This window comes from Flagellatimonas centrodinii (genome assembly GCF_016918765.2).
GTDB lineage: Bacteria > Pseudomonadota > Gammaproteobacteria > Nevskiales > Nevskiaceae > Polycyclovorans > Polycyclovorans centrodinii.
The window spans coordinates 1,687,635-1,711,814 of the sequence record NZ_CP092104.1; the positions used below are offsets into that span (position 1 = coordinate 1,687,635).

Here is a 24,180-nt window from a genome sequence, read left to right on the forward strand (position 1 = left end):
TTGCGCGAGCGCCCAATGTCCCGACTGTCCCAGCAACGCGTTGCCATCACCGGGGCCGGTAGCGGCCTCGGTCGCGCCATTGCCCTGGCGTTTGCCGGTCGCGGCTGGCGGGTGGCCGTTACCGACCGCGATCTTGCCGGCGCCAGCGACACGCTGAAGCAGGTCGAATCTGCTGGTGGCAGTGGCTTCGTCCAGGCAGTGGATGTAACACGCGAAGAGGACTTTGCCGCGCTCGCCGACAGCCTCACGTCGCGCTGGGGCGGTGTCGATGTGCTGATCAACAATGCCGGCGTTGCCACCGCGGGGACCACCGTCGATGCCAGCCTTGAGCAATGGCGCTGGATCATCGACATCAACCTGCTCGGCTGCGTCCGTGGGGTTCGCGCGCTGGCGCCGTTGATGACCGCCCAGCGTGACGGCCACATCGTCAACATCGCCTCCTTTGCTGGCGTCGCCAATCCGCCGGCGATGGCCAGCTACAACGCCACCAAGGCTGCGGTCATTTCGCTATCGGAAACCCTGCGTTTCGAGATGTCTGCCTTCGAAGTCGGTGTCAGCGTCGCCTGTCCGTCTTTCTTCAAGACGCGCCTGATGGAGACTTCGCAGGCCCAGGCCCGCGAGGCTTCCCCCGCCGAAGCCAGCGATGCGCCGGCACCGCAAATGGGCAAGATCGTCACCCGCCTGATGGACAAGGCATCGGTCACCGCGGAGGACGTTGCGGACGATATCCTCGGCGCTGTGCTGGACAATCGCTTCCTCGTGATCACCCATCCTGACGCGCGGCGTCAGTACCACCTCAAACGGCTGGCCCCGGAGTGGTTCTTCCGTGCCGCGCGGCGATCCACCGCAGCTTTTCTGACCCGACGCTGAGCCGGTCATGAGGTTGCGCCGACGTCGTCGTCCACTGCTCAGCCCTGATACTGATGCCGCGCAGGGCCGGCGCGACCTGGTGGCCGAATGGCCCGGCCCCGGCGACGAGCCGCTGCTGCGGGTCGAATGGCAGCAGGAGCACCGGCCCGAGGCCGATGGTGAGCGGGTGCATCTGCGCCTGCGATTGCAGACGCGCTTCAGCAGCCTGCAGGCGGTGCTGGATGCCCCCGAGCCGGCATCCGTCCCGCGATCATCTTCCGGAGATCAGGCGCTGGTACCAAGCCGGGGTGGAGCATTGGCCCGGTCTTGGGCGCATCGGGCCCTGCGAACCTCGCTTGGACGACGCGTGGTGGCGCCGTTGCTGCGCTATGACCTCAATACCCTGATTGATGTTCAGGCCTCGACCGCCTCGCTGGCTGCTGGCAGCCGCGCCTTGATGCCGGCGCCGGAGCGACTGGCGGCACTCGGCATCCAGCCCGATCTGTCGCCGCAAGCGCCACCGCTGCAGACCTGGGCCGCAGAGCGACCGCAAGGTCTGCTGCAGGTCTCGCTGCTGCGTATCGACCGTGATCAACTGTCAGCGCGTGTGCAGCAGGCGCTGGGGTCGGCGCCGTTCGCCCTGACCGCGGCCATCATCCAGACCCTTGACCGCAAGTAGCCGGACACGGCCGTCGTGACGCCCGAGCGGCGTCGCGACATCCTGCGCATCAGTCTGCCGATTCTCGGCGGCATGACCTCGCAGAACCTGCTGAACCTGGTCGACGCCTGGATGGTGGGCGGTCTTGGCGCCAACGCGCTGGCCGCCACTGGCCTGGCGAACTTCCTCAATTTCATGGCGGTGGCCGGGCTGGCCGGATTCGCCTCCGCGGTGCAGGCGCTGACCGCGCGCCGCGCCGGCGCCGGGCAGGTCGCGACCTTGGCCGAACCTCTCAACGGCGGTTTGTTGTTGTCATTGCTGATGGGCATCCCGCTTGCGCTGTTGGGCATGATGCTGGCGCCCTGGCTTTTCGCCGTGCTCAATCCCGATCCGGCGGTGGCCGCGGAAGGTGTGCCGTACCTGCAATGGCGTCTGGCAGCGGTGATGGCGGTGGGGATGAATTTCGCGTTCCGCGGTTACTGGAGCGCCATCAAGCAGACCCGGGTCTACATGTTCACGCTGGTGGGCATGCATCTGCTCAATGTGGTCTTCAGCTATTGCCTGATTCACGGCCTGTTCGGGCTGCCTCGCATGGGCACTGCCGGTGCTGGCCTGGGGACCTCGTTGGCACTGTACTGCGGCACTGCCTACTACCTGTTTCACGCCTGGCGGCATGCACGGCCCCACGGGTTTCTGGCGGCGCGGCCACCCCGCATCGGCTTTGTCAGTCTATTGCGGCTGGGGGTGCCGAGTGCGATTCAGCAGTTGCTGTTCTCGGGAGGGTTTACCGCCCTGTTCTGGATGATCGGCCTGGTTGGCACCACGGAGCTGGCGGTCGCCAACGTGCTGATCACCATCACCCTGACACTGGTGCTGCCCAGCGTCGGCTTCGGCATTGCGGCGGCCACTCTCAGCGGCCAGGCGCTCGGACGCGGCGACCCGGACGATGCCTACCGGGCTGGCTGGGACACCTTTCGCATCGCGGTCTGGCCGTTCATCCTGGTGGGGCTGCCGATGGTGCTGGTGCCCGCCCGTCTCCTCGGCGTCTTCCTTGATGATCCGGCGGCCATCGCGATCGGCGTCTTGCCGCTGCAGCTGATCGGCGCGACCATGGCGTTCGATGGTTTGGGCATCATTTTGATGCAGGCCTTACTCGGCGTCGGGGCTAGCCGTCTGGTCATGGCGGTCTCGACGGTTTTCCAGTGGGGTCTGTTTCTGCCACTGGTGTGGTTGCTGGGGCCGGTATGCGGCCTCGGCCTGACGGCGATCTGGATCGCCATGGGCGCCTATCGGCTGTTGCAGGCGGGCGTGTTCATCTGGGTCTGGCAGCGGCGTCGCTGGACCGCCATTCAGCTTTGAGTCACGCAGACGGCGTAAGGTGGTGATCATGAAGGGGACAACTGACATCTGGATTCCGGCCGCGTTGGTGCTGGCACTGAGCGCCTGTGGCGGTGGCGGTGGTGGCGTGCCCGATGACATGGGCGGACCGGATCCGACCCCGAGTGGGACTCCGGCGCCGACGGTATCGCCGTCTCCAAGCCCAAGCCCAAGCCCAAGCCCGAGCCCAAGCCCAAGCCCAAGCCCAAGCCCAAGCCCAAGCCCAAGCCCGACGGTGACCCCCACGCCCACCGACACGCCGACGCTGCTGCTGAACAATCGCAATGTCCTGCCCTCACAGACGGCGAGTGGGCTCCGCAATGACTTCGGCATGCATCGGGTCTACTGGCCGCGGTTGCTGACGCAACCCAACGGTGCGGTGATCTTTATGCCAGGCTCCGGCACCACGCCGTCGGACTACATCACCCTGGTCGAGAGTGCTGCCCAGATGGGGCAGGTGGTCATCAGCCTGGCCTATGTCAACGACCGCGCGATCAATGACGTATGCACCGACTTCACCACCTCCTGCCATGGTGACCTGCGAGCCGAGATCATCTACGGCGAGGACAGATCCGACCTGGTCGAGGTCAGTCCGGCCGAATCCGTACAGGGCCGGCTGACCGCACTGCTCGATTACCTGGAAGTCGAGGTTCCGCTGGTGCAGTGGGGCGACCTGCAACTCGCAGACGGCACGCCCGATTGGGCGCAGATGACCCTCACCGGACACTCCCAGGGCGCCGGACACGCTGCCTATATTGCGCAACAGCAGCCGGTATTCCGCGTGGTCATGCTGTCGGGCACCGAGCCAGCCTTCTGGACCGCGCCCAACGACATCACCTCCCGCGACGCCTTCTACGGCTTCGCACACTTGCAGGATCCAGGCTATGCCGGCATTTCGCTGTCCTGGCGATTTCTTGGCATCCCCGGCGAGCCGGCGGAAGTCGACAACGTGTTGCCGCAGGTTCCGGACAGTCAGCGGCTCTACACGGCGCGTGACGAATGCAACGGTTTCAGCACGCCGCAGGCGTATCACGGGTGCACCGCAGTCGATGTCTTTCTGCCATCGGACGCGCTGAACCGGCCGGTGTTCCTGCCCTTGTGGCGGGTCTGGTACGCGCCACGCTGATCCCGCTTTACTGGCTTTTCCCTATTGATGTGAGACCAAGGAGTACTGTCATGACTGCGAACAATCGCCGTTGGTTGGCCTGGGTGCCGTTGATGTTCCTGCTCGCCGCGTGCGGCCCAACCGCTGGCCCCGAGGCCGAGGCTGAAGGCGAAGCAGCAGCCGAGGCCGAAGCACCGAAGCCGGTGGCCGCTGCGCCCAAGCCCACTGCACCGCCGGTTTGCAACGACTGCGGTACCGTCAGCAGCATTGAGCTGGTCAAGGCCAAGGGCGAAGGCAGTGGCATGGGCGCGTTGGCGGGTGCCGTGATGGGCGGTGTCATTGGCCATCAGTTCGGCGGCGGCAGTGGCAAGGATGCTGCCACTGCAGCGGGCGCCATTGGCGGTGCTTTCGCCGGCCATGAGGCGGAAAAGCGCGTCAAGGGCAGCCAGTACTACCAGGTGACCGTGCGCATGGACACCGGCGGCACGCAGACCGTCAACCTCGCCTCGGCTGACGGCATCAGCGTCGGCACCCCGGTGCGGGTGATCGGCAACGACCTGCGGCTGCGTTAAGCCGCGGGCCTTTCAGCTGGCGTCGCTGACGCGAATTGCCAGCAGGGCTTTCGAGCGCCGCCACACCTCGCCGGTAATGGCGAGGGTGGCGGCGCCGCCCAGGATCACCGAGGGCACGGCACCCATCAGTTTCGCCGCCAGACCCGATTCAAAGGCGCCAATCTCGTTGGAGGCGCTGATGAAGACGCTGTTCACCGCCTGCACCCGACCGCGCAAGGCATCCGGCGTATACACCTGCAGCAGGGTATTGCGCACCACCACGCTGACCGAATCAAAGGCGCCGGTGGCGAACAGTGCGAAGGCCGACAGCCAGAAGTGCGTCGACACCGCGAACACCAGCGTGGCCGCGCCGAAGCCGGCGCAGGCGATCAGCAGATTGCGCCAGGCGTGGTAGGTCGGCGTGAAGCGCGTGCACACCAGGATCGTCAGGATGGCGCCCACCGCCGGTGCGGCACGAAGAATGCCGAGGCCAGCCGGACCGGTGTCGAGAATCTCCTCGGCAAACATCGGCAGTATCGCCACCACCCCGCCGAACAGCACGCAGAACAGGTCCAGGCTCAGCGCATACAGAATCACCGGTGTCTGCCGCACAAAGCGCAGCCCCTCGGCGACGCTGCGCAACACCGGCTCCGCCGGTTGGCTGCTGGCCGCGACCGGGCGCGGCTTGAGTTTCCAGGTCATGCCGATGGCCGCCAGCATGAGCACGGTGACACCGGCCAGCGTGGCCGTCAGACCGAACCCCGCATAGAGCAGACCGCCCAGAGCCGGCCCCAGCACGGCGCCGCTCTGCCAGGCGGTGCCCGACCAGGCCGAGGCATTGGGGTAGAGCGCACGCGGCACCACGAAGGCGCGCAGGGCACTGGCGGCGGGCGAGAACAGACCACGGGCGAACCCGAGAATCATCAGGCAGCCGTAGATGCCGGTCAGCCACCCGGCCTCGCCCAGCACCGCGTGCATGTCGGGGCGCATCAGCAGTAGCAGCACCACCGATACCGCCACCATCACCCAGAGTGCCTGCCGCATCAGGCCGCGCTTGTCGCGCAGGTCGGCCAGGTGCCCCCCGAACAGCGCCAGCGTGATGAAGGGGATCGCTTCAGCCAAGCCGACAAGGCCCAGCACCAGCGGGTCACGGGTGATCTGGTACAACGCCCAGCCGACCGCCACGTTCTGGATCTGGATCGCCGAGGTCAGCAGGAACGACAGGCCGCAGAGCGCGCGAAACTCGCCATGCCGCAGGGCGGCGAAAGCATCCGCGGGCGACGAGGCACTCACGCCGAGAAGTTCTGTTCGCGCGTGTCGGAAAAATGAACCTCAGGGAACCGTTCGCGCGCCATGCTCAGATTGACCGACGAGGACGCCAGATAGACCAGGGCGCCGTGGTGGTCCATCGCCAGGCGCTGCTCGTTTTTGTCCTTGAAGTCGTTCCACTTGCGGGCATCCTGGCAATCGACCCAGCGCGCGCTGTGCACCTGCACCGGCTCAAAGATGCACTCGACGTTGTACTCGTCGCGCAAGCGGTATTGCACCACCTCAAACTGCAGCACACCGACCGCGCCCAGGATGATGTCGTTGTTGGTCAGCGGGCGATAGACCTGGGTGGCGCCTTCCTCGCAGAGCTGGTCCAGCCCCTTGTTGAGTGCCTTGGCCTTGAGCGGGTCCTTGAGGATGACCCGGCGGAACAGGTCGGGCGCAAAGTTGGGGATGCCGGTGAACCGGATGGCCTCGCCCTCGGAAAACGAATCGCCGATCGAGATGGTGCCGTGATTGTGCAGGCCGATGATGTCGCCGGGCCAGGCGGTCTGGACCGACTCCCGCTCCGAGGCCATGAAAGTCAGCGCCTGGGAGATGCGCACCGGGCCCTTGAGCCGTACCGAATGCAGACTCATGCCCTCGCGGTAGACCCCTGAGCAGACGCGCAGGAAAGCCACCCGATCACGGTGCCGTGGGTCCATGTTTGCCTGGATCTTGAACACGAATCCGGAGAAGGTCGATTCGTCCGCGGCCACCGGACGTGATTCGGCTTCGCGGCCCTGCGGCGGCGGTGCCCAGTCGGTGAAACCATTGAGTAGTTCGCGCACACCGAAATTGTTGATGCCCGAGCCGAAGAACACCGGCGTCAATTCGCCGCGACGATACGCCTCAAGATCAAACCCGTCGCCTGCCATCTGTACCAGTTCGATCTCCTCCAGCATTTGCTGATAGGGGCGGCCGAACCGCTCGGCGAGGCCAGGCGCATGCAGGCCTTCGACGGTCTCGATGTCGGAAACTCTGTGTTTGTCGCCGGTGTACAGGTAGAAGCGATCTTCCAGCAGGTGGTAGACGCCCTTGAACTCGCGCCCCATGCCGATTGGCCAGGTCACCGGTGTGCAGCGGATGTTCAGTACCTTCTCCACTTCGTCCAGCAGTTCCAGTGGTGGTCGGCCCTCGCGGTCGAGCTTGTTGACGAAGGTGATGATGGGGGTGGTGCGCAGGCGGCAGACCTCCATCAACTTGATCGTCCGCGCCTCCACGCCCTTGGCCGCGTCGATCACCATCAGCGCCGAGTCCACCGCCGTCAGCGTGCGATAGGTGTCCTCGGAAAAGTCTTCGTGCCCGGGCGTGTCGAGCAGATTGACGATCTTGCCGTTGTAGGGAAACTGCATCACCGAGGTGGTGATGGAGATGCCGCGCTGTTGTTCCAGCGCCATCCAGTCGGAGGTGGCGTGACGGTCAGCTTTCCGGCCTTTCACTGACCCGGCCAGGCGGATTGCGCCGCCGAACAGCAGCAGTTTCTCGGTCAGCGTGGTCTTGCCGGCGTCGGGGTGCGAAATGATGGCGAACGTGCGCCGCAACGCCGCCTGGCGGGCAACTTCTGACATGGGTCGGGTCTCGGGATTAGCCGCCGATTGTAGCGGGTCGGGGTCCGTTGATCAGTCCGCAGCGGCCCACGCCGGATTCCAGGCCACTTCCCACAGATGTTGGTCGGGGTCCAGAAAGTAGCCGGCATAACCACCCCAGAAGGTCTCCTGGCCCGGCTTCACCACCGTGCCACCGGCCGCTTCGGCCTGCGCCAGCACGGCATCCACCGTCGCGCGACTGTCGACGTTGTGCGCCAGACTGAAGCCGGACGGACCCGGCGGCGCCAGCGTCAGCCCCGAATCATGCGCCAGGCTGGCGCGCGGCCAGAGGCCCAGCTTCAGGCCAGGCTGCAGTTCGAAGAACACCACCGCGCCCTGGTGGAACTCCTGACCGATGACGCCCTCGGTGGGCAGGCCGAGGCCATCGCGATAGAAGCGGAGGGCCCGTTCCAGGTTATCGACGGCCAGCGTAATCAGGGACAGATGCGCTTTCATCTCAACGCGCCACCCAGCCACCGCACAGGGGGAACACCTGACCGACGAAGCAGTTGGCCGTGGGGCCGCAGAGATAGGCGACGAAGGCGGCATCCTCCGCCGCCGTCACCAATCGCCCCAGCGGCACCTCGCGACGCAGTCGGTCCTGAAACCGCGGATTGGATTGCACGTCGGCCGGGAAATAGGTCGGATTGTCGACGAAATTCTGGGCGATCAGGTTGAACTGGATGTTGTCGGCGGCCAACTCGACGCCCGCTGACTGCACATAGGCCAGCTGTGCACCGCGGGCGGCGCTGTAGGTGGAGGTGCCCTTCATGCCGCGCAACGCCGAGGCACTGCCCATGACGATGATCTTGCCCCCGCCCTGGGCGCGCATGGCCGGCACGACCGCCCGTACCAGTCGTGGCAGCGGGTGCACCAACACCTCAAAGACCTGCTGCCACTCGGCTTCGCGCACGTCGGCGGCAGGGGTCCGCGGTGCCGGCAGGGCCAGGTTGGCGATCAGCACATCCACATCTCCCGCTTCGGCGACGACAGCCGCTGCGGCGGACGGCGCGGCCAACTCGCGGACATCGGCGATGACCTCGGCGCCCTGCAGACGGAGGGTGTCGACCAGCGCCGGGCCCATGAAGACATCGGCCTGAGTGACCAGGATGCGGCGGCCTGACAGCGGGAGAGCGCTCATGACGAAGACCGGTGTTGGCGACACCCCATGCTACCCAATGCCGCCGCCAACCGGCAGGGTCAGGGATTGATGAGCACCACCACGGCGATCACCAGCAGCAGTGCGCCGGCGACGCGGTCGAGGCGACGGCGGCCTACGGGATCGTCGAAAAAGGCACGGGCGCGGCCCGCCAGCCAGGCATAGCCAAGTTTGACCCCCCCAACCACGCCGGTGGCCACCAGCATGATGATGACGGCGTCGCGCAACGTGATCGTTGGAAGATCGACGAAGGCAGGGAACAGACCAAGGTAGAAGAGGATGGCCTTGGGGTCGCCGAGGGTGAGGGTGAAACCCGCCAGCACGCTACCGCTCTGCGACGCCGGTACCGACGACTCTCGCGCTTCGGACGTCGCCGGCTGGCGCATCAATGTGAGGCCGAGCCACAGCAGATAGGCGGCACTGCCGTAGCGCACCAGCTCAAACAGCGTGCCCAGCGCCTCGGCCGCCACTCGCAGGCTGAGAATCGCCACCACGATGAAGAAGATGTCGGCGGCGATGATGCCCAGGGTCATCAGCGCGCCGTGACGAAACCCGGCGCTGGCGGCGCGGGCGACCACCGCGATGTCACTGGGGCCGGGAACCACCGCCAGCACCAGCAGTGTTCCGATCAAGGCAAGGAGGCTGTGCGTGGTCATCAGGATCAGTGCGGAACGCTGTCGGAAAATACGTTGAGCACGACGACTCCGGCGACGATCAGACCGATCCCGGCGACCGCGGCGGCATCGAGGGCCTGCCCCAGAAACAGCCAGCCGATGACCGCGATCAACGCCACCCCGGCGCCGGCCCAGATGGCGTAGGCAATGCCCACCGGCACTTCGCGCAGCGCCAGTGACAGGCAGTAGAAGGCCACCACATAGCCGCCGATCACGGCCAGAGACGGCCACAGCCGGGTGAAGCCCTCGGAGGCCTTGAGAAAGCTGGTGCCGAACACCTCGGCCACGATGGCGGCGGACAACAACATCCATTTCGTCACGTTGGACTCCCGGTCGACCGTACGCCCGGAAAGCGGGGCGCGGTCGAAGCCTATCCCAGTGCGGGTTTGCCGGGGGACTCGGGTGTCAGGTCAGCCGGCGTCACGCGACGCCGGGTGAGAAGGACCCCTCAGCGTCGGGTGCCGAGCAGGATGTCGCGCGCGCGCAACCCGTTGAGCGTGTCTGCGCCGCTGGCGACCACCGCTGCCGGGTCCGGGTGCTGCAGCTCCAGAGCGATCTGCTGCAGGGCGTCGCGGCCGCAGGGCGGGGTTTCGCTGCCGAAATATTCAAGCAGACGCAGGGTGACCGGGTTGACCTCCATGAAGCGGACCTCGTCACCGCGGGTTCTGTAGACCACCAGGCAGGTCGGGGCATCGGGTGGTGTGTCGGGCAGGTGGTCGGGGCTGATGCGGTGGACCGGCCAGCGGTAGGCCAGCGGCCAGGCCAGTGGCGACACGGCAGGAATGCCATCGAGAAGATTGCCGTTGGGGTCGGCCAGCTCCGGCGTCAGTTCCGCCGGGTCCACGGCCAGCGCCAGCTCCGCCCACTCGTAGTGCGCCAGTTCAGGCATCCACGGCGGCAGGCCCGGAATGTCGCCCTGCAACCAGTCGACAAAGGCGCTGGCGACCCCGTGTAGCTGCGGGTCGTGACAGGGGTGCCGGGCATAGAAGGTCCGCACCCGGGCGTGCCAGTCGGCGTCGTCGCTCAGCTGACGGATCACCGGGAACGCGTTGGCCAGAAAGCCCTCGATGTTGTTGTAGAACAGATCGCGGTAGATCTGCAGGCGCCGATCCTCGATCCCTGCCGGCGCTGGCGTCTGTTGTGGGTCGCGCAGGTGTGCGGCGAAGGCGTACTGCAGCGCCTGGGTGGCGGGCAGGGTGAGGCTCATGCGCGGATCGACGCCGCGGGCTCGACCGCAGCCTGGCGCCGACGGATCTCGCCCAGTTCGATGCGCAGGGCGGCCAGGGGGGGGATGTTGAAGTCGCGTTCGAGCAGGGTCGGCACCGGGCCGAGTCGGGTGTAAGCGTGGCTCAGCAACGACCACACCGGATCACTGACATCACTGCCGTGGGTGTCAACGCGCAGGTCTTCCGCCTCTTCGTAGTGACCGGCCACGTGCAGGTAGCGCACCCGCTCGGCAGGCAGGGCATCAATGAACGTTATCGGGTCATAGCGGTGGTTGATGCTGTTGACAATGACATTGTTGACGTCGAGCAGCAGATCGCAGTCTGCCCGATCGATGACGGCCCGGATAAATTCGGGCTCACTCAGCTCGGTGGCGAGTGGCGTGTAATAGCTGGCGTTTTCCAGCGCGATGCGACGTTGCAGGATGTCCTGCACGCGGCGCACACGGTCGGCGACATAGTCGACTGCCGCCTCGGTGAAGGGAATGGGCATCAGGTCATACAGATGCGCATCATCGGAACACCAGGTGAGATGTTCCGTGTAGTCGGCGATACCGTGGCTATCGAGAAAGCGGCCGAGGTCGCGGACGAAGGTTTCGTCCAGTGGGGCCGGGCTGCCGATCGATAGCGACAGACCATGGGTGACGAACGGGAATCGCTCGGTGAACGACCGGAACTGGCGGCCGAGACGCCCGCCGATGTGCATCCAGTTCTCCGGCGCGACTTCCAGAAAGCCGATGTCACCCGGTTGCTGTCCCGGACCCTGGTCGGCGAGCGGGCCCAGCAGGGCCCGTCGCAGACCGAGGCCGGAACCGCGGACATGGGGCGTGACATGCGTCATGCCGTGCGCCATGTCCGCAGGCTCGGACAGTGGCTTACTTCTTTTCGCCACACTTGGCTTCACCGCACTTGGCTTCACCGGCCTTGTCTTCGCCGCACTTGGCTTCGCCACACTTGGCTTCACCGCACTTGGCTTCACCGGCCTTGTCTTCACCGCACTTGGCTTCGCCGCATTTTGCTTCGCCGCACTTGTGCTCGCCGGCCTTGTGGTCACCCAATGAGGCGACCATGTAGCCGCTGCCGAGGTCGGTGGTCTGGAACACGGAGGCCTGTGCGCCCATGGCGCCAAGGGCGAAAGCGGCGCCGAGTGCCAGCGCGATCGGCTTGCGGGACGGGGTCTTGTTCATGGTTACATCTCCAGGTTGATGGCCCGGTCGGGCCAGGTTGAATCAGTCATTACTACGGGACATCGGAAGATTTGGACGCGGCGGGGCGATCCAGCGCCCCAGCCAGTGGTCAAGGCTCAGCCAACGGCCGGCCCCGGTGAAGAACAGTGACAGCAGCATGATGAAATAGGTTGCGGCGAATTCGATACCGTTGTTGAGCATTACCAGATTGCCGTGTTCGGTCAGCCAGCGGTAGTTGCCGTGGTCGCGCAGCAGCTCGCGGGCCACGTCCAGCCGTTCGACAGCAGCCTGGGTGCGCTCGGTGGCGAACAGCCCCTGGCCTTCCGCGATTGCCAGCCAGCCGTTATCCCAGTGGACTGCAAAGGCGGCCACCAGCATGGTTACCATCAACGGAACCGCGATCAGCCGCACCCCCAGACCCAGCAACAACAGCACCGCCCCACCCAGCTCGGCGGCGGTGGCCAGTGCCGCCATCAGCCAGGGCAGTGGCAGGCCCAGGCCCCAGTCGGGGTTGCCGAACCATTCCACCGTGCTGTCGAAGCTATTGAACTTGTTCATGCCGGCCATCCAGAACACCGGCGCCAGGTACAGCCGCAACAGCAGCGGAGCCAGAAAATCGATGGCGCGGCTGCGATCGAGCGTGGCGGCGGTGAAGCGGGTAAGGGAGGCGATCATGGTTGTCGGTGTCGGATTCAAGAATTTGATGAGCAGCATGCTAGCCTTGCGCTCGTCTCATTCCTGCGGCCCGGAATCCGGTCTCCATGCCTGAACGTTCGGAAGATGTCCTGCTCGACGGTGTGTTGTCGGCCTACCAATTACGGGCGCGGATCACCGACAGCATGCGCTACTGCGGGCGTTGGCACGACGGCGACCCCCAGGCGCCGCCGGGCACCGCCTGGTTTCACTTGCTCGACCAAGGTGCCTGCGACCTGCGTTACGCCGGCAGTACCACGCCCGTGCGGATGCAGACCGGTGACTTCGCCGTCTTTACCCGGGGTGCCGCCCATGTGCTCGATCATGTGCCCGGCGAACCCGGACCGGATGGCACGACCACCATGCTCTGCGGCGAGTTTCGCTTCGAGAATACCTCCGGCATGCGCATTCTCGATGGCCTGCCCGACCTCATCCTGGTGCGCGGCGCCGGCGCCGGCGCCGCATTTCGTCGGGTCACCGAGCTGCTGGTGGCCGAGGCGGTGCAGGGCGGCTTCGGTAGCCAGGCGGTGATGGACAAGCTGGCAGACGCCTTGTTCGTGATGACCCTGCGCCATCATCTGGCGGAAAGTGCGGTCGAGCGCGGGCTGTTCGCCGCCTTGGCCGATCCCCGCCTGCGGCGGGCGCTGGATGCGTTGCATGCCCGGCCCGGGCACGCCTGGACCGTGGCCAGTCTCGCTGAGGTGGCCTGTTGCTCGCGCACCGTGTTTGCCGAGCGCTTCACCGAGATCATGAACGAGACCCCAATCCAGTACCTGACCCGCTGGCGCATGACCCAAGCGTTGAAACTGTTGCGCGATCCGCGACTGTCGGTGGCGCAGGTGGGGACGGGACTGGGCTATGCCACCGAGGCGGCGTTCCGTCGCAGTTTCAAGCGCGTCCTCGGCTACGGACCGGGCGCATTTCGGCGTGGACAGGCCGGCGGCTGAGCCGCCCGTTATCCTATCGGCTGATTTCCCCCCGCCGAACCCCGCATGGCCGAGCTGCAAGACGACACGCCCAGATACCCGTTCAAGGCCGCCCTCGGTGGCTTCCTGCTGGCGCTGCTGATGCGGTTCATCTTCCTCTCCAGCCGAAAGCGCTACACCAACGCCGAGGTGCTGCGGCAGCGCTTTGACAGTGGCCAGCCGTTCATCCTGGTGTCGTGGCACAACCGCAATATCCTCGCGCCCTTTGGCTATCTGGCCCACTGCCGACCGGGGCGGCGCTTCATGCCCCTGGCCAGTGCATCACGGGACGGCACCCTGGCCGCCGCCGCCATGCACTACCTCGGGGTGAACTGCATTCGGGGTTCGTCCAGCCGCGGCGGCAGCAAGGCCCTGCGGCAGATGTTGCGCGCCGCCAAGGAGGGCAACGACCTCGGCATCACCCCCGACGGCCCGCGCGGACCGATCTACGAAGTGCAGCCGGGCGTCATTGCGTCGGCGCGCATGACCGGGTTGCCGATCATCCCCATGGCGTATCAGGCGCGGCGGAAGACGCTGTTGCGGTCCTGGGACCGGATGATCGTGCCGTGGCCGTTCAACCGGCTGCACTATGTCTACGGCGACCCCATCACGGTTCCGCGCGAGGCCACCGAGGCGGAACTGGAAGGCTATCGGCAGGCAGTGCAGGCCGCGCTGATGGATGCGGTGACTCGCGCCGACGCCGGCGTTTGAGCGCGCGCAAGGTCCGATTTACTGTCACGGCCTGGCCGGGACGGGTCTCGCCGCGACCTTGAATCTCTTACACTTCGTTGATGCGCGACGATTTTGAAGCCAGCTTCGACGAGCAGTTGCAGGCCATCCAGGCCGAGGCTGCACCTATGGTGGTGGCAGCACCGCTGCCCCCCATGCTGGAGGCGGCCCCGGACTTCGCGCCGTTCTGCTTCGGCTATCCCGACCCGGACACCCCGTCGCACGGCAATGCGCCTGCGGCGTTGCTGGCCGAGTCCATCTGGGACCCCGCCTCGCGTGAGCGTGCCCGCGCCATCCTGGTCGACTACGCCGATGCCGAGGCGACCCGTGCCAGCTTTCTATCGGGGGTCGACGATGCCGCCCAGCTGGCGGTGGCGCGTATTCTGGCGGTGCTGGTGTGCGCCGAAGAGTCCGCTGTCAACATGTTCCATCACGAATGTGGGCGGGTATCGAGCGAGCAGGTTGCTGCCAACCAGCAGGCGCTGCGTGAGATCGAGACCGAAGAGCGGGTGCATGCCTGGTTGATCCACAGTGCGCGCAGTTATCTGCCCGAGCCCGACGATATTGGCTCCATCCGCCGCCGCACGCGCCGTCTTTTCATGCGGGTGGCCAGCCGCGATGTCGCCACCCATTTCGCCCGTATCACCGGCCTCGATTCGGGGGTCTGCATTTCGCTCAGCGCGCTGCTGGGCTCGGCCAAGGTCAACCGTGCCAAGGGCTTCGCCCGCCTGATCAAGCAGATTCGCCGCGACGAGGCGACCCACGTCAAGAAGTCACGCGACCATGCGGTCGATCTCGGCTTCGACGCCAACCTGTTCCACGACTGCTACGACCTGACACGTACCGGCATGGTCGACATGCTGACCCCGATCGCCAGCTCGTTCGACGACCTCGAAGTGGACCCGGATCGTCTGTTCAAGCGCCTGTTGCGGTTTCAGGGCAACCGCATGCCGGGGTCGGGGGATCTGGAAGACTGAGTCCGGACCCCGGCTCGCGCGCCTGCCATCGCCGGCATCGCGGTCCCGTCTCGGGGCGGTCGGGTGTGTCGGCCGCCCACTCTTTACCGCGTCAAAACCACTCGATACCGCGCCGCGCCCGACCGCAACCGGTCCAGGGCCGCGTTGACGTCGGCCATCGGATAGGTCTCGACCTGCGGGCGGATATCGTGACGGGCGCAAAACTCGAGCATGGTGCGGATCGTCTGCGGGCTGCCCACCGGGGAGCTGGACACCGACTTCTGGCCGCCCATCAGCGAGAACACCGGCACCGCCATCGGTTCCAGCACCGCCCCGACCACGTGCAGCCGACCTCGCGGGGACAACAGGCTGAGATACAGTGGCCAGTCGAGACTGACGTTCGCGGTGACCAGCAGGAAGTCGAACTGGCCGGCCAGCGGCTTGAGCGCGTCAGCATCCCGGGAGCTGACCGTCTTGTGGGCCCCCAGGCTGACGGCTTCATCCTGTTTGGAGGCACTGGAAGTGAAAGCGGTGACTTCACAGCCCCAGGCGTTCAGGAACTGCAGCGCCAGGTGACCGAGGCCGCCAATGCCGACCACGCCTACCCGGTCGGTGGGCTTGACGCCGAACTCGACGATGGGGCTGAAGACGGTGATGCCGCCACAGAACAGCGGGCCGGCACTGGCCGCGTCGAGTCCTTCCGGCAGCGTGCAGACGAAGGCGGCCTGGGCGCGCACGCGATCGGCGAAGCCGCCATGGCGGCCGATGATGGTGGGGCGGACACTGCGGCAGAGATTGTGGTGGCCGTCCATGCACTGACCACAATGCAGGCAACTGCCGGCCTGCCAGCCGAGGCCGACCCGATCGCCGGCCTTGAGATGCTTCACCGCCGGGCCCACCTCGATGATGCGTCCGGTCACTTCGTGGCCGGGCACCAGCGGGAAGCGGGTGCGGCCCCATTCGGCATCGAGCATCGACAGGTCGGAGTGGCAGATGCCACAGCTCTCGACCGCAATGTCGACATCATCGCCCTCCAGCGGCGGCAGGCTGTACTCGAAGGGCGTCAGTGGCCCACCGGCCTCGTGGGCAGCGAAGGCGTGAACGGGAATGCTCATGAGTGCGGGCTCCGGGAGGCGGGCGAGGAAGAACCAGTGTACTGGGCCTGCAGGCGGGACAGCAGGCCCAGGCTGACCCAGTAGATCAGCAGCCCGGCGAGCGGGGCCAGCAGCGCCCACACCACCAAGCCATAGAGACCGACCGCGCCGTAGTCGAGCAGGAACTGGCCGATGTCGGCCTGGAATCGTGCCGCCAGTTCGCTGATCGACAGCAGCGGTACCGGCTCGGCGCGGAACAGCCATTCGCCGGCGCGAAACAGCGGAAACATGAGCGTCAGCTGCAGCGGGTAGGCCAGGTAATTCACCAATTGGATCGCCGGCTGGTTCAGCCGTAGCCACACTGCCAGCGCGCCGCACAGCAGGGTACTCAGGCCGAGAACCGGCATCACCCCGAGCGTGCCGCCGATGGCGAGGGTCAGCGCCAGCTTCTGTGCCGTGACGCCTTGGCGCAACTGCTGCAGCAGCGGGTCGAGCAGCCAGCGCCGCCACCAGCGCGAAGCGCGGGTCATGGTTGGCGCAGCAGCAGGTCCTCGGCGCGGGCGTCGGCCGGCAGTCGGCGCAACTGCAGCAGCATGTACACCGCCATCGCCATGTTGCCGGTCAGTAGCACCGCCACCAGCCAGCCGAAACGGGCGGTCCAGGCAGGTTCCTTGTAGGCGATCCAGGCATAAAACCAGAGGAAGCCGAAGTAGGCGTCGACCACCGTGGCGAGGGTCCACGGGTTGAAGCCCGCGGCTGGCGCATCCACCAGAGCAGCGATGGCCGGCACGATCGACACCTGCAGGGTCGCCCAGGTGGAGATGCCGATGAGCCCGAACAGGGCGGCCAGCGACAGGGCGAACAGGCGGACTTTCATCAGGTGACGGTCTTCAGGCAGCGCGTTTCAGGGTGATCTGCATCAGGTCGATGCTGCCCACCCGGAACCCGCATTCGCAATAGGCCAGATAGTAGCGCCACATGCGTAGGAAGCGCTGATCGAACTGCTGGACGATCTTGTCACGCACCGACAGCACGTTGCGATCCCAGTGGGCCAGGGTATCGGCGTAGTCGATGCCGTAGAAGCGGGCATCGACCGGCGTCAGCCCGGCACGGCCGGCGAGGTCCTGGAAATGGCCCGGCGGGCAGAGCATGCCGCCGGGAAAGATGTATTTCTGGATGAAGTCGCGCTTGGCCCGGTAGTCGTCGAAGATCGCCGGGTTGATGGTGATGCCCTGGATGGCAGCAATACCCCCCGGCTTGAGCGCCCCCTGGATCGCCCGGAAGTAGCCCGGCCAGTACTCCTCGCCCACCGCTTCGTACATCTCGATCGACACCACGCGGTCGAACTGACCCTGAATGTCACGGTAGTCGCACAGGTCGAACTGCACCCGGTCGGCCAGCCCGGCCTTCGCCGCGCGCAGCTGCGCTTCGGCCAGCTGTTCCTTCGACAGGGTGATGGAGTGCACCCGACAGCCGCTGTGCTGGGCGGCGTAGATGGCAAAGCCACCCCAGCCGGAGCCAATCTCCAGCAGCGTGTGCTCGGGCTTCAGGTCCAGCCGCTCATACATCAGCCGGAACTTGTTGAGCTGGGCATCCTGCAGGGTCTCGTTGGGCTGGATGAACATGCCCGACGAGTAGGCCATGGTGTCATCCAGCCACATTTTGTAGAACTCGTTGCCGAGGTCGTAGTGATATTCGATGTTGGCGCGGCTGCCCTGCTTGGTGTTGGCACGGCGCTTGTGGCCCAGCCAGGCGATGAAGCGGCCCAGCGGATTCTTCTCGAACGGCCCCTTGTAGTGCGGTTCGTTGAGATACATCACCTGCAGCAGACGGGCCAGGTCGGGCGAATCCCAGCAGCCTTCCAGGTAGGCCTCGCCAAATCCGACTTCGCCATTCTTCAACACATGGCTGATCAGGCCATCGTTGTGGAGCCGGAGGACGCCATGCAGGTCAGGGCGTTCCAGGCCCCCATAGCGCTCGGTCTGGCCATTGGGCCATTGCACGTCGAGGGTCCCGATCCGCACGCCCCGCAGCATGTAGCGCAACAACCGCAGGCCGATGCTCAGACCGGGTTGCCGCTTGAGGGCATCGGGGAGTTCCGGGGAGAAGCCATCGCGATCCAGCGCCGGGTGACGGCGGTCGGACTTGTCGGAAGGGTCGTTGTTCATCAGCTGATCTCGTTGTCCGGCGGCGCCGGCTTGCGGTGAAAGCGTGCCCCGCGCAACCAGAGCTTGAGGGCTTCCCAATGAATGCCCGCAATGACTTTCAGCGTCATCCAGGGCATCCGCAAGACGTGCAACAACAAGTTGCTGTTGGTCAGCGACGCGCGCTCGGCTGCGAGCACGGTGTCGATGATCGGTGTGCCATCCCGGGTCTCGTGGATGGCGACCCTCAGCCGCGTCCCCGGGGGAGACAGTCGGAAGTGGTAGCGGCCCACCAGATCGAAGAACGGCGACACATGGAAGCACTTGTCCTTGTCCTGCACCTGGTCATACGCGAACGGCCCCTCGCCGGATGCAAGGAGGTAGCTGTGGCGCTCGCCAAAGGTGTTGTGGACCTCGGCAATCACGGCCCGGGTGTGGCCGTCGGCGTGGTCGCAGTACCAGACGCTGATGGGGTTGAAGCCGTAGCCGAGGATGCGCGGTAGCACCAGCAGGCGGATACGGCCGCCTGCCAGATCGATGCCGGCCGCCGCCAGTTGGCGCTCCGCCCAGCCACGCAGATCGCCGCTGCCGTCGCCAAAGTCGCGGGTGCGCAGTGACACCAGGTTGAAACGATCAACCGAGAAGCCGCGCAGGCGCCGGTTCAGCGCATCCAGCTGATCGATATCGACCAGCAGATAGAAGATGCGATAGACGAAGCGGTAGAGCGGCGCTACCCGGCGTCGGTGCACGACGCGCGCCGGGTAGAGCAGGCCGTCGACGGCGTGCGGTGTCATCTACAGCTCACAGGCCCAGTCCGGCAGGCTCTGCGGCGACAGGGCGCGGACCACCCGCAGACCTGACTTCAGGCCATCCTCGTGGAAGCCGTAGCCAGCCCAGGCACCCGCCCACCAGAGACCGCCACGCCCCTGGATCTCGGCCAGGCGTTGGTGTGTCACCACGCTGTCGGCGCCGTAGTGCGGGTGGTGATAGGTGGTGTCGTACAGCACCTTGTCAGCCGCGATCTCGCGCTGCGGGTTGAGCGTGACCACGTAGTTCACCGGCCCCGGAATGTGCTGTAGCGCGTTCATCCAGTAGCTCCCCGAGATCGGTTCGTCGTGAATGGCATCGACCGGGTGATGATAGTTCCAGGCGCCCCAGGCCATTTTTCGGCGCGGCAGAAAGCGCTCGTCGGTGTGCAGCACGCAGCGGCTGGCGTTGTAGGGAATGCCGCCGAGAATGGCGCGTTCATCGTCGGCGCCGTCTTCCAGCAGCCGCAGCGCTTGGTCGGAATGGGTGGCGCAGATCACCTGGTCGAAGCGCTCGCAGCCCTCATCGGTGCGCACCTCGACCCCGCCCGCAACACGGCTGAGCCCGCGCACCGGCGTGGCCAGCCGCAGGGTGCCCTGGAAGTCCGCCATCAGCGCCTTGACGTAGGTCTGGCTGCCGCCGGTCACCACCCGCCACTGCGGCTGATCCACCGTGTTGAACAGGCTGTGGTTGTCGAAGAAACGCATGAAGTCGTCCACCGGGTACTCGGCGGCGCGCGCCGGCGAGCAGCTCCAGATCAACCCGGCCATCGGCAGCAGGTAGCGGCTCATCAGCGCTTCAGAGAACCCTTCGGCGCGCAGCCAGTCGCCGAGGCTGCCCTGCGGCAGGGTGCCCGCTGCCAGCAGCTTCTTGGCGCGACGGTTGAGCCGCACCAGATCAATCAGCATCCGCAGGTGGGTCAGATTGAACAGGTTGGCGGGCTGGGCGAACACGGTGAACAGCTTGTCCGAGCCCTTCCACTCATAGCGGCCATCGCCCAGGGAGACGGCAAAGCTCATGCCGGTGGGGCGGGTTTCCACCCCCAGCACCCCAAACAGCGCGGTGAGGTTGGGGTAGTTCTTGCCGTTGTAGACAATCCAGCCGGTGTCCACCGGCTGCACGCGCCCGTCCGGCAACGGCACGTCGATGGTGTTGGTGTGGCCGCCGATGCGGGTGTCCTGCTCGAACAGGGTGACGCTGTGATGGCGTGCCAGACACCAGGCGCTGGACAGTCCGGCGATGCCGGATCCGATGACCGCGATATTCATGAAAAGGAGTTCGACCGGTAGAGGCGGACCACTACGGTGCCGGGCCGGCTTTGGATGCCGGCGCCAGCTGCGGCAGCAGGTGGGGCCAGATGGCGTCCAGCAGTTGTGGCTGCACTGCCGCAGTCGGATGAATGCCGTCGGCCTGGAAGGCCGCTGCATCGGTCGCAATGCCAGCGAGGAAGAAGGGCACCAGCGGAATGCTGTTGGCTTTCGCCACGGTGTCGAAACTGGCCTCGAAGGCGCGGGTGTAGGCGGCGCCGTAGTTGCTCGGGATGCGCATGGCAAAAAGCATCGGCTTGGCACCGCCGGCCTGCGCGATGTCCACCATTTTCTGCAGGTTCTGTTCAAGTTTTGCCGGGGGCAGCGCCCGCAGGCCGTCGTTGCCGCCGAGTTCAATCAGAACCAGTGCCGGCTCGTGCTGTCTCATCAGCGCCGGTAGTCGTGCGAGGCCGCCAGCGGAAGTCTCACCGCTGATGCTGGCGTTGACCACTTGATGCGGATAGCCTGCGGCATCGAGGCGTTCCTGCAGCAGGGCCACCCAGCCGGCGGACTTCGGAATGCCATAGGCGGCCGAGAGGCTGTCGCCCACCACCAGAATCACCGGCGTGTCAGCGCGCGCAGGAAGCGTCGCGCTCCACGCCAGTGCCATCAAGATCAATAAACGTATGACAGCAGCCATCATTGCGCGGGGCCTGGGAAAGGATGTGGTCAGCGGCGGGCAGCCGCTCCCCATTCTGACCGACCTGGCGCTGGAAGTTTCCGCCGGCACCCGATTGGCCATCGTCGGCCGCTCCGGTTCCGGCAAGACCACCCTGCTGTCGCTGCTGGCGGGGCTCGACCTGCCGACGCGCGGCGAGATCCACATCGACGGCACCCGTATCGACACCCTCGATGAAGACGGCCGCGCCGCGGTGCGGGCCGGTCGTGTCGGCTTCGTGTTCCAGTCCTTCCAGTTGCTGGCCGGCTTCACTGCCCGCGAGAACGTGATGCTGCCGCTGGAGCTGGCCGGCCAGGCCGACGCCGGCCGCCGCGCCGAGGCGGCGCTGGGCGAGGTGGGTCTGGGGGCGCGGCTCGACCATTACCCGACACAGTTGTCCGGCGGCGAACAGCAGCGGGTGGCGCTGGCACGCGCCTTCGCCACCCGGCCGCGCATCCTGTTTGCCGACGAACCCACCGGCAATCTCGACACCCACACCGGCGAGCAGATCATCGAGCAGTTGTTCGCGCTCAACCGCGAACACGGCGCCACCCTGGTGCTGGTGACCCACGACGATCAGCTGGCGAGGCGCTGCGACCGGGTGCTGACGCTGCGCGACGGCGGCCTCCACGAGACCCCTCGTGGCTAGTCCGCGCGCCCTGCCACTCGCCTGGCGGCGGCTGCGGCGTGGCCGCAAGTCCGGCGAACTCGCCATCCTCGCGGTGGCGGTGGCGATTGCCGTCGCCAGCCACGCCGCGGTGTCCCTGTTCAGCGACCGCATGGCGCGGGCCATTGCCAGCCAGACCGGCGAAACCCTGGGCGCCGATCTGGTGGTGTCCAGCCGCCAGCCGCTGACACCCGAGGTGGTGGCGGCACTTACCGATACCGGCGCCCGGCTCACCCCGGTGGTGCAGTTCCCGTCCGTGGCCTTCGCCGGCGAGTCCACTGCGCTGGTGTCGGTCAAGGCGGTGGAAGACGGCTTTCCCCTGCGCGGGCGACTGACCTCGTCACCGCTGCCGTTCGCACCCGTCGACCAGCTGGGCGGACTGCCCGCCGCCGGCGAGGCCTGGGCCGATGCCCGGCTGTGGCAGGAACTCGGCCAGCAGCAGGCCGGTGCCCGTCTGCAGGTGGGGGATGTCGAGCTCACCCTGACCCGCGTGGTGGTGGAAGAGCCCGGCCGTGGCGCCGGCTTCAATGATCTGGCGCCGCGGCTGTTGATCAACACTGCGGACCTTGAGGGCAGCGGCCTGCTCGGCGAGGGCGCGCGTATTCGCTATGCCCTGCTCGCCGCCGGTGATCCGGCGGTGCAGCAGCGGCTGGCGGCCCTCGATCTGCCCGACGGCGTCCGCCGCACAGCCCCCGAAGACTCGCGGCCGGAACTGCGCACCGCGCTGAAGCGGGCCGATGCCTTCCTCGCGGTGGCCAGCAGTGCCGCCAGCCTGTTGGCGGCCGCCGCCATCGCCCTGTGTGCCTGGCAGTTCGGCTTGCGCCTGCGCGATGAGGTGGCGTTGATGAAGTGCCTGGGCGCGCCGGGCGGCTTCGTGCTGCGGGTTTTGCTGTTGATGCTGCTGATGTTGGGCCTGGCCGGTGGCTTGGTGGGGGTGGCACTGGGGTGGGCCGGGCAGGCGGTGATCGTCTCGTTGCTGGGCGAACTGATGCAGATCGACCTGCCGCCGGCCTCGCCGGCCGGCCTGTTCGGCGCCCTGGGCCTCGCCCTGCTGTTGGTGCTGGGTTTCGCCGCGCCGCCCCTGATGCAGGCGCGGCGGGTGCCGCCGGCGCGGGTGTTCCAGCGCGCGGATGACGGCGACTCGGCACAGGGGCGCTGGCCGCTGCTGGCTGCGCTGGCTGCCGTGGCCGCGCTGCTGGTGTGGCAGACCGGCGCCGTCGATACCGCCCTGGCGGTGCTGGCCGGCGCCTTGCTGCTGGCCGGCGGCCTGGCGCTGGTGGGCGCGCTGCTGCTGCGGTTGCTGGCACCGTTGCGGCGGGCCGGCGGCACGGCCTGGCGGTTTGGCCTGGGCAACCTGGTGCGCCGCCGCGGCGCCACCGTCGCCCAGCTGGTGGCGCTGGGGGTGTCGCTGGTGGCTCTACTGCTGGTTACCGTGGTGCGGCAGGACCTGCTCAACAGCTGGCGCGACCGGCTGCCGGCCGACACCCCGAACTACTTCTTCATCAATATCCAGCCAGCGCAGGTGCCCGAGCTGCAGCAGTTCTTCGCCGACCGTGACATCGCCGCACCGCGCATGTGGCCGATGGCGCGCGGGCGGCTGGTGGGGCTCAACGGCGAGGCGGTGACGGTTGATTCCTTTGATGACCCGGAAACCCAGCGCTGGATCAACCGCGACTTCAACCTGTCCTGGGGCGACGAACTCAACCCCGACAACCGCATTACCGATGGTGAATGGTGGGGGCCGGAAGGCGCCGGACAGCCGTGGCTGTCGGCCGATGAATACGCGGTGGAGCGCCTGGGTCTGCAGCTGGGCGACACCCTCACGCTCGACTTTGCGGGCACCGAGAAGACCCTGACGGTCACCAACTTCCGCACCGTGCAGTGGGACAGTTTCCAGCCCAATTTCTTCCTGCTGGCGCCGCCTGGCGTGCTGGATGCCTCGGTGCCGGCACAGTACCTCACCAGCCTCTACCTGCCACCGGCCGAGCGCGGCGTGCTGCGCGCGCTGGTGGCCGCCTTCCCCAACATCACCGCGCTGGATATCGAATCGGTGATGAACCAGGTGCGCGGCATCATGGACCGCATCGTCCGCGCCGTGGAGTTCATCTTCCTGTTCACCCTGGCGGCCGGCCTGCTGGTGTTGCTGGCGGCCATCGAGGGGACCCGCCCGGAGCGGGCGCGCGAGGTGGCGCTGCTGCGCACCCTCGGCGCGCCGCGAACGGTGGTGCGCGCCGGGCTGCTCACCGAATACGCCGTGCTGGGCTTGCTGGCCGGCTTTACCGCCGCCGTCACCGCCCAGGGCCTGGCCTGGGGGCTGGCGGTGCAGGTGTTCGAGATGCCGTATGGCCCGCGGCCACTGATCTGGTTGGCCGGCGGGCTCGGGGGGGCGCTGCTGGTGACCGCACTGGGCTGGGCCAGCCTGCGGCGGGTGCTGGCCACCCCGCCTGCCGAAGTGCTTCGCGCCGGCTGATGTGGCTTGC

At 66.7% G+C, this 24,180-nt stretch carries 27 protein-coding genes; 10 read left to right on the top strand and 17 right to left on the bottom strand.

Features of this window, described 5'->3' with window-relative positions; all coding sequences use genetic code 11:
- Window positions 1-15: 15 nt before the first annotated feature.
- The 5 genes from JN531_RS07890 to JN531_RS07910 all read left to right on the top strand — a co-directional run bounded on the left by JN531_RS07890 (window position 16) and on the right by JN531_RS07910 (window position 4,561).
- Window positions 16-870 carry an SDR family oxidoreductase gene (locus tag JN531_RS07890; RefSeq protein ID WP_228348316.1) on the top strand — a complete coding sequence of 285 codons (855 nt, stop codon included), beginning with the start codon at window positions 16-18 and terminating at the stop codon, window positions 868-870.
- A 7-nt stretch (window positions 871-877) separates the two neighbouring features.
- Window positions 878-1,528, top strand: a complete 651-nt coding sequence (locus JN531_RS07895; protein ID WP_228348317.1) for a hypothetical protein — start codon at window positions 878-880, stop codon at window positions 1,526-1,528.
- A gap of 15 nt (window positions 1,529-1,543) precedes the next feature.
- Entirely contained in the window at window positions 1,544-2,866 is a 1,323-nt protein-coding gene (locus JN531_RS07900) for an MATE family efflux transporter (protein WP_228348318.1), read from the top strand.
- Window positions 2,867-3,119: 253 nt separating this feature from the next.
- The gene (locus JN531_RS07905; protein ID WP_228348319.1) at window positions 3,120-4,010 is read left to right on the top strand and encodes a BPSS1187 family protein; all 891 of its coding nucleotides are present in this window, start codon (window positions 3,120-3,122) and stop codon (window positions 4,008-4,010) included.
- A gap of 50 nt (window positions 4,011-4,060) precedes the next feature.
- On the top strand, window positions 4,061-4,561 hold the full coding sequence (locus tag JN531_RS07910) for an outer membrane lipoprotein (protein ID WP_228348320.1): 501 nt from the start codon (window positions 4,061-4,063) through the stop codon (window positions 4,559-4,561).
- 12 nt (window positions 4,562-4,573) lie between these two features.
- Here the strand turns inward: JN531_RS07910 and JN531_RS07915 are convergent, their stop codons facing one another.
- From JN531_RS07915 to JN531_RS07960, 10 genes are all read right to left on the bottom strand, one after another.
- Window positions 4,574-5,833 carry an MFS transporter gene (locus JN531_RS07915; RefSeq protein WP_228348321.1) on the bottom strand — a complete coding sequence of 420 codons (1,260 nt, stop codon included), beginning with the start codon at window positions 5,831-5,833 and terminating at the stop codon, window positions 4,574-4,576.
- Window positions 5,830-7,419, bottom strand: a complete 1,590-nt coding sequence (locus JN531_RS07920; RefSeq protein WP_228348322.1) for a peptide chain release factor 3 — start codon at window positions 7,417-7,419, stop codon at window positions 5,830-5,832. The genes JN531_RS07915 and JN531_RS07920 overlap by 4 nt, the downstream gene beginning before the upstream one ends.
- A gap of 51 nt (window positions 7,420-7,470) precedes the next feature.
- The gene (locus JN531_RS07925) at window positions 7,471-7,893 is read right to left on the bottom strand and encodes a VOC family protein (protein ID WP_228348323.1); all 423 of its coding nucleotides are present in this window, start codon (window positions 7,891-7,893) and stop codon (window positions 7,471-7,473) included.
- A gap of 1 nt (window position 7,894) precedes the next feature.
- Entirely contained in the window at window positions 7,895-8,578 is a 684-nt protein-coding gene (locus JN531_RS07930) for an SDR family oxidoreductase (protein ID WP_228348324.1), read from the bottom strand.
- Between the two features lie 59 nt (window positions 8,579-8,637).
- Window positions 8,638-9,252 carry a LysE family translocator gene (locus tag JN531_RS07935; RefSeq protein ID WP_228348325.1) on the bottom strand — a complete coding sequence of 205 codons (615 nt, stop codon included), beginning with the start codon at window positions 9,250-9,252 and terminating at the stop codon, window positions 8,638-8,640.
- Between the two features lie 5 nt (window positions 9,253-9,257).
- Window positions 9,258-9,578 carry an SMR family transporter gene (locus JN531_RS07940; RefSeq protein ID WP_436233310.1) on the bottom strand — a complete coding sequence of 107 codons (321 nt, stop codon included), beginning with the start codon at window positions 9,576-9,578 and terminating at the stop codon, window positions 9,258-9,260.
- Window positions 9,579-9,718: 140 nt separating this feature from the next.
- Window positions 9,719-10,477: an HvfC family RiPP maturation protein gene (locus JN531_RS07945; RefSeq protein WP_228348327.1), complete on the bottom strand. Its 759-nt coding sequence runs from the start codon at window positions 10,475-10,477 to the stop codon at window positions 9,719-9,721.
- Window positions 10,474-11,346: an HvfB family MNIO-type RiPP peptide maturase gene (locus JN531_RS07950; RefSeq protein WP_366522407.1), complete on the bottom strand. Its 873-nt coding sequence runs from the start codon at window positions 11,344-11,346 to the stop codon at window positions 10,474-10,476. Before JN531_RS07950 ends, JN531_RS07945 begins: the two co-directional genes overlap by 4 nt.
- 22 nt (window positions 11,347-11,368) lie before the next feature.
- Window positions 11,369-11,680 (bottom strand): HvfA family oxazolone/thioamide-modified RiPP metallophore, encoded by a 312-nt coding sequence (locus JN531_RS07955; protein WP_228348329.1) that lies wholly within the window; start codon window positions 11,678-11,680, stop codon window positions 11,369-11,371.
- Window positions 11,681-11,722: 42 nt separating this feature from the next.
- Window positions 11,723-12,355 carry an HvfX family Cu-binding RiPP maturation protein gene (locus JN531_RS07960; RefSeq protein ID WP_228348330.1) on the bottom strand — a complete coding sequence of 211 codons (633 nt, stop codon included), beginning with the start codon at window positions 12,353-12,355 and terminating at the stop codon, window positions 11,723-11,725.
- Window positions 12,356-12,441: 86 nt separating this feature from the next.
- On the opposite strand from JN531_RS07960, the gene JN531_RS07965 reads away from it, so the two are divergent.
- The 3 genes from JN531_RS07965 to JN531_RS07975 all read left to right on the top strand — a co-directional run bounded on the left by JN531_RS07965 (window position 12,442) and on the right by JN531_RS07975 (window position 15,044).
- The gene (locus JN531_RS07965; protein ID WP_228348331.1) at window positions 12,442-13,320 is read left to right on the top strand and encodes an AraC family transcriptional regulator; all 879 of its coding nucleotides are present in this window, start codon (window positions 12,442-12,444) and stop codon (window positions 13,318-13,320) included.
- Between the two features lie 45 nt (window positions 13,321-13,365).
- On the top strand, window positions 13,366-14,049 hold the full coding sequence (locus JN531_RS07970; RefSeq protein ID WP_228348332.1) for a lysophospholipid acyltransferase family protein: 684 nt from the start codon (window positions 13,366-13,368) through the stop codon (window positions 14,047-14,049).
- Between the two features lie 80 nt (window positions 14,050-14,129).
- On the top strand, window positions 14,130-15,044 hold the full coding sequence (locus JN531_RS07975; protein ID WP_228348333.1) for a hypothetical protein: 915 nt from the start codon (window positions 14,130-14,132) through the stop codon (window positions 15,042-15,044).
- An 83-nt stretch (window positions 15,045-15,127) separates the two neighbouring features.
- Here JN531_RS07975 and ahr read toward each other — a convergent pair whose 3' ends face one another.
- From ahr to JN531_RS08010, 7 genes are read right to left on the bottom strand one after another with little or no spacing between them, the layout of a single operon-like run.
- Complete coding sequence (gene ahr / locus JN531_RS07980) at window positions 15,128-16,138, bottom strand: NADPH-dependent aldehyde reductase Ahr (protein ID WP_228348334.1); 1,011 nt, start codon at window positions 16,136-16,138, stop codon at window positions 15,128-15,130.
- The gene (locus tag JN531_RS07985; RefSeq protein WP_228348335.1) at window positions 16,135-16,647 is read right to left on the bottom strand and encodes a DUF2062 domain-containing protein; all 513 of its coding nucleotides are present in this window, start codon (window positions 16,645-16,647) and stop codon (window positions 16,135-16,137) included. Before JN531_RS07985 ends, ahr begins: the two co-directional genes overlap by 4 nt.
- Window positions 16,644-16,994, bottom strand: coding sequence for a DUF1475 family protein (locus JN531_RS07990; protein WP_228348336.1), 351 nt, complete (start codon window positions 16,992-16,994; stop codon window positions 16,644-16,646). Before JN531_RS07990 ends, JN531_RS07985 begins: the two co-directional genes overlap by 4 nt.
- A gap of 13 nt (window positions 16,995-17,007) precedes the next feature.
- Window positions 17,008-18,285, bottom strand: a complete 1,278-nt coding sequence (locus JN531_RS07995) for an SAM-dependent methyltransferase (RefSeq protein WP_228348337.1) — start codon at window positions 18,283-18,285, stop codon at window positions 17,008-17,010.
- Window positions 18,285-19,055 (bottom strand): DUF1365 domain-containing protein, encoded by a 771-nt coding sequence (locus JN531_RS08000; RefSeq protein WP_228348338.1) that lies wholly within the window; start codon window positions 19,053-19,055, stop codon window positions 18,285-18,287. The genes JN531_RS07995 and JN531_RS08000 overlap by 1 nt, the downstream gene beginning before the upstream one ends.
- Window positions 19,056-20,336 (bottom strand): NAD(P)/FAD-dependent oxidoreductase, encoded by a 1,281-nt coding sequence (locus JN531_RS08005; protein WP_228348339.1) that lies wholly within the window; start codon window positions 20,334-20,336, stop codon window positions 19,056-19,058.
- Window positions 20,337-20,367: 31 nt separating this feature from the next.
- Complete coding sequence (locus JN531_RS08010) at window positions 20,368-20,985, bottom strand: arylesterase (RefSeq protein WP_228348340.1); 618 nt, start codon at window positions 20,983-20,985, stop codon at window positions 20,368-20,370.
- A 16-nt stretch (window positions 20,986-21,001) separates the two neighbouring features.
- On the opposite strand from JN531_RS08010, the gene JN531_RS08015 reads away from it, so the two are divergent.
- Together JN531_RS08015 and JN531_RS08020 are read left to right on the top strand one after the other, a co-directional pair.
- Window positions 21,002-21,682: an ABC transporter ATP-binding protein gene (locus JN531_RS08015; protein ID WP_228348341.1), complete on the top strand. Its 681-nt coding sequence runs from the start codon at window positions 21,002-21,004 to the stop codon at window positions 21,680-21,682.
- Complete coding sequence (locus JN531_RS08020) at window positions 21,675-24,170, top strand: ABC transporter permease (protein WP_228348343.1); 2,496 nt, start codon at window positions 21,675-21,677, stop codon at window positions 24,168-24,170. Before JN531_RS08015 ends, JN531_RS08020 begins: the two co-directional genes overlap by 8 nt.
- Window positions 24,171-24,180: the final 10 nt, after the last annotated feature.

Excerpts from the sequence above, each read along its gene's own strand:
- JN531_RS07970 (WP_228348332.1), top strand. The coding sequence starts at position 13,366 with ATGGCCGAGCTGCAAGACGACACGCCCAGATACCCGTTCAAGGCCGCC.
- JN531_RS07955 (WP_228348329.1), bottom strand. The coding sequence starts at position 11,680 with ATGAACAAGACCCCGTCCCGCAAGCCGATCGCGCTGGCACTCGGCGCC.
- JN531_RS07920 (WP_228348322.1), bottom strand. The coding sequence starts at position 7,419 with ATGTCAGAAGTTGCCCGCCAGGCGGCGTTGCGGCGCACGTTCGCCATC.
- JN531_RS07930 (WP_228348324.1), bottom strand. The coding sequence starts at position 8,578 with ATGAGCGCTCTCCCGCTGTCAGGCCGCCGCATCCTGGTCACTCAGGCC.
- JN531_RS07990 (WP_228348336.1), bottom strand. The coding sequence starts at position 16,994 with ATGAAAGTCCGCCTGTTCGCCCTGTCGCTGGCCGCCCTGTTCGGGCTC.
- JN531_RS07940 (WP_436233310.1), bottom strand. The coding sequence starts at position 9,578 with ATGTTGTTGTCCGCCGCCATCGTGGCCGAGGTGTTCGGCACCAGCTTT.
- JN531_RS07935 (WP_228348325.1), bottom strand. The coding sequence starts at position 9,252 with ATGACCACGCACAGCCTCCTTGCCTTGATCGGAACACTGCTGGTGCTG.
- JN531_RS07985 (WP_228348335.1), bottom strand. The coding sequence starts at position 16,647 with ATGACCCGCGCTTCGCGCTGGTGGCGGCGCTGGCTGCTCGACCCGCTG.
- JN531_RS07995 (WP_228348337.1), bottom strand. The coding sequence starts at position 18,285 with ATGAACAACGACCCTTCCGACAAGTCCGACCGCCGTCACCCGGCGCTG.
- JN531_RS07975 (WP_228348333.1), top strand. The coding sequence starts at position 14,130 with ATGCGCGACGATTTTGAAGCCAGCTTCGACGAGCAGTTGCAGGCCATC.
- JN531_RS07890 (WP_228348316.1), top strand. The coding sequence starts at position 16 with ATGTCCCGACTGTCCCAGCAACGCGTTGCCATCACCGGGGCCGGTAGC.
- JN531_RS07945 (WP_228348327.1), bottom strand. The coding sequence starts at position 10,477 with ATGAGCCTCACCCTGCCCGCCACCCAGGCGCTGCAGTACGCCTTCGCC.
- JN531_RS08015 (WP_228348341.1), top strand. The coding sequence starts at position 21,002 with ATGACAGCAGCCATCATTGCGCGGGGCCTGGGAAAGGATGTGGTCAGC.
- JN531_RS08010 (WP_228348340.1), bottom strand. The coding sequence starts at position 20,985 with ATGGCACTGGCGTGGAGCGCGACGCTTCCTGCGCGCGCTGACACGCCG.
- JN531_RS07960 (WP_228348330.1), bottom strand. The coding sequence starts at position 12,355 with ATGATCGCCTCCCTTACCCGCTTCACCGCCGCCACGCTCGATCGCAGC.
- JN531_RS07925 (WP_228348323.1), bottom strand. The coding sequence starts at position 7,893 with ATGAAAGCGCATCTGTCCCTGATTACGCTGGCCGTCGATAACCTGGAA.
- JN531_RS08000 (WP_228348338.1), bottom strand. The coding sequence starts at position 19,055 with ATGACACCGCACGCCGTCGACGGCCTGCTCTACCCGGCGCGCGTCGTG.
- JN531_RS07910 (WP_228348320.1), top strand. The coding sequence starts at position 4,061 with ATGACTGCGAACAATCGCCGTTGGTTGGCCTGGGTGCCGTTGATGTTC.
- JN531_RS07895 (WP_228348317.1), top strand. The coding sequence starts at position 878 with ATGAGGTTGCGCCGACGTCGTCGTCCACTGCTCAGCCCTGATACTGAT.
- JN531_RS08005 (WP_228348339.1), bottom strand. The coding sequence starts at position 20,336 with ATGAATATCGCGGTCATCGGATCCGGCATCGCCGGACTGTCCAGCGCC.
- JN531_RS07950 (WP_366522407.1), bottom strand. The coding sequence starts at position 11,346 with ATGGCGCACGGCATGACGCATGTCACGCCCCATGTCCGCGGTTCCGGC.
- JN531_RS07965 (WP_228348331.1), top strand. The coding sequence starts at position 12,442 with ATGCCTGAACGTTCGGAAGATGTCCTGCTCGACGGTGTGTTGTCGGCC.
- ahr (WP_228348334.1), bottom strand. The coding sequence starts at position 16,138 with ATGAGCATTCCCGTTCACGCCTTCGCTGCCCACGAGGCCGGTGGGCCA.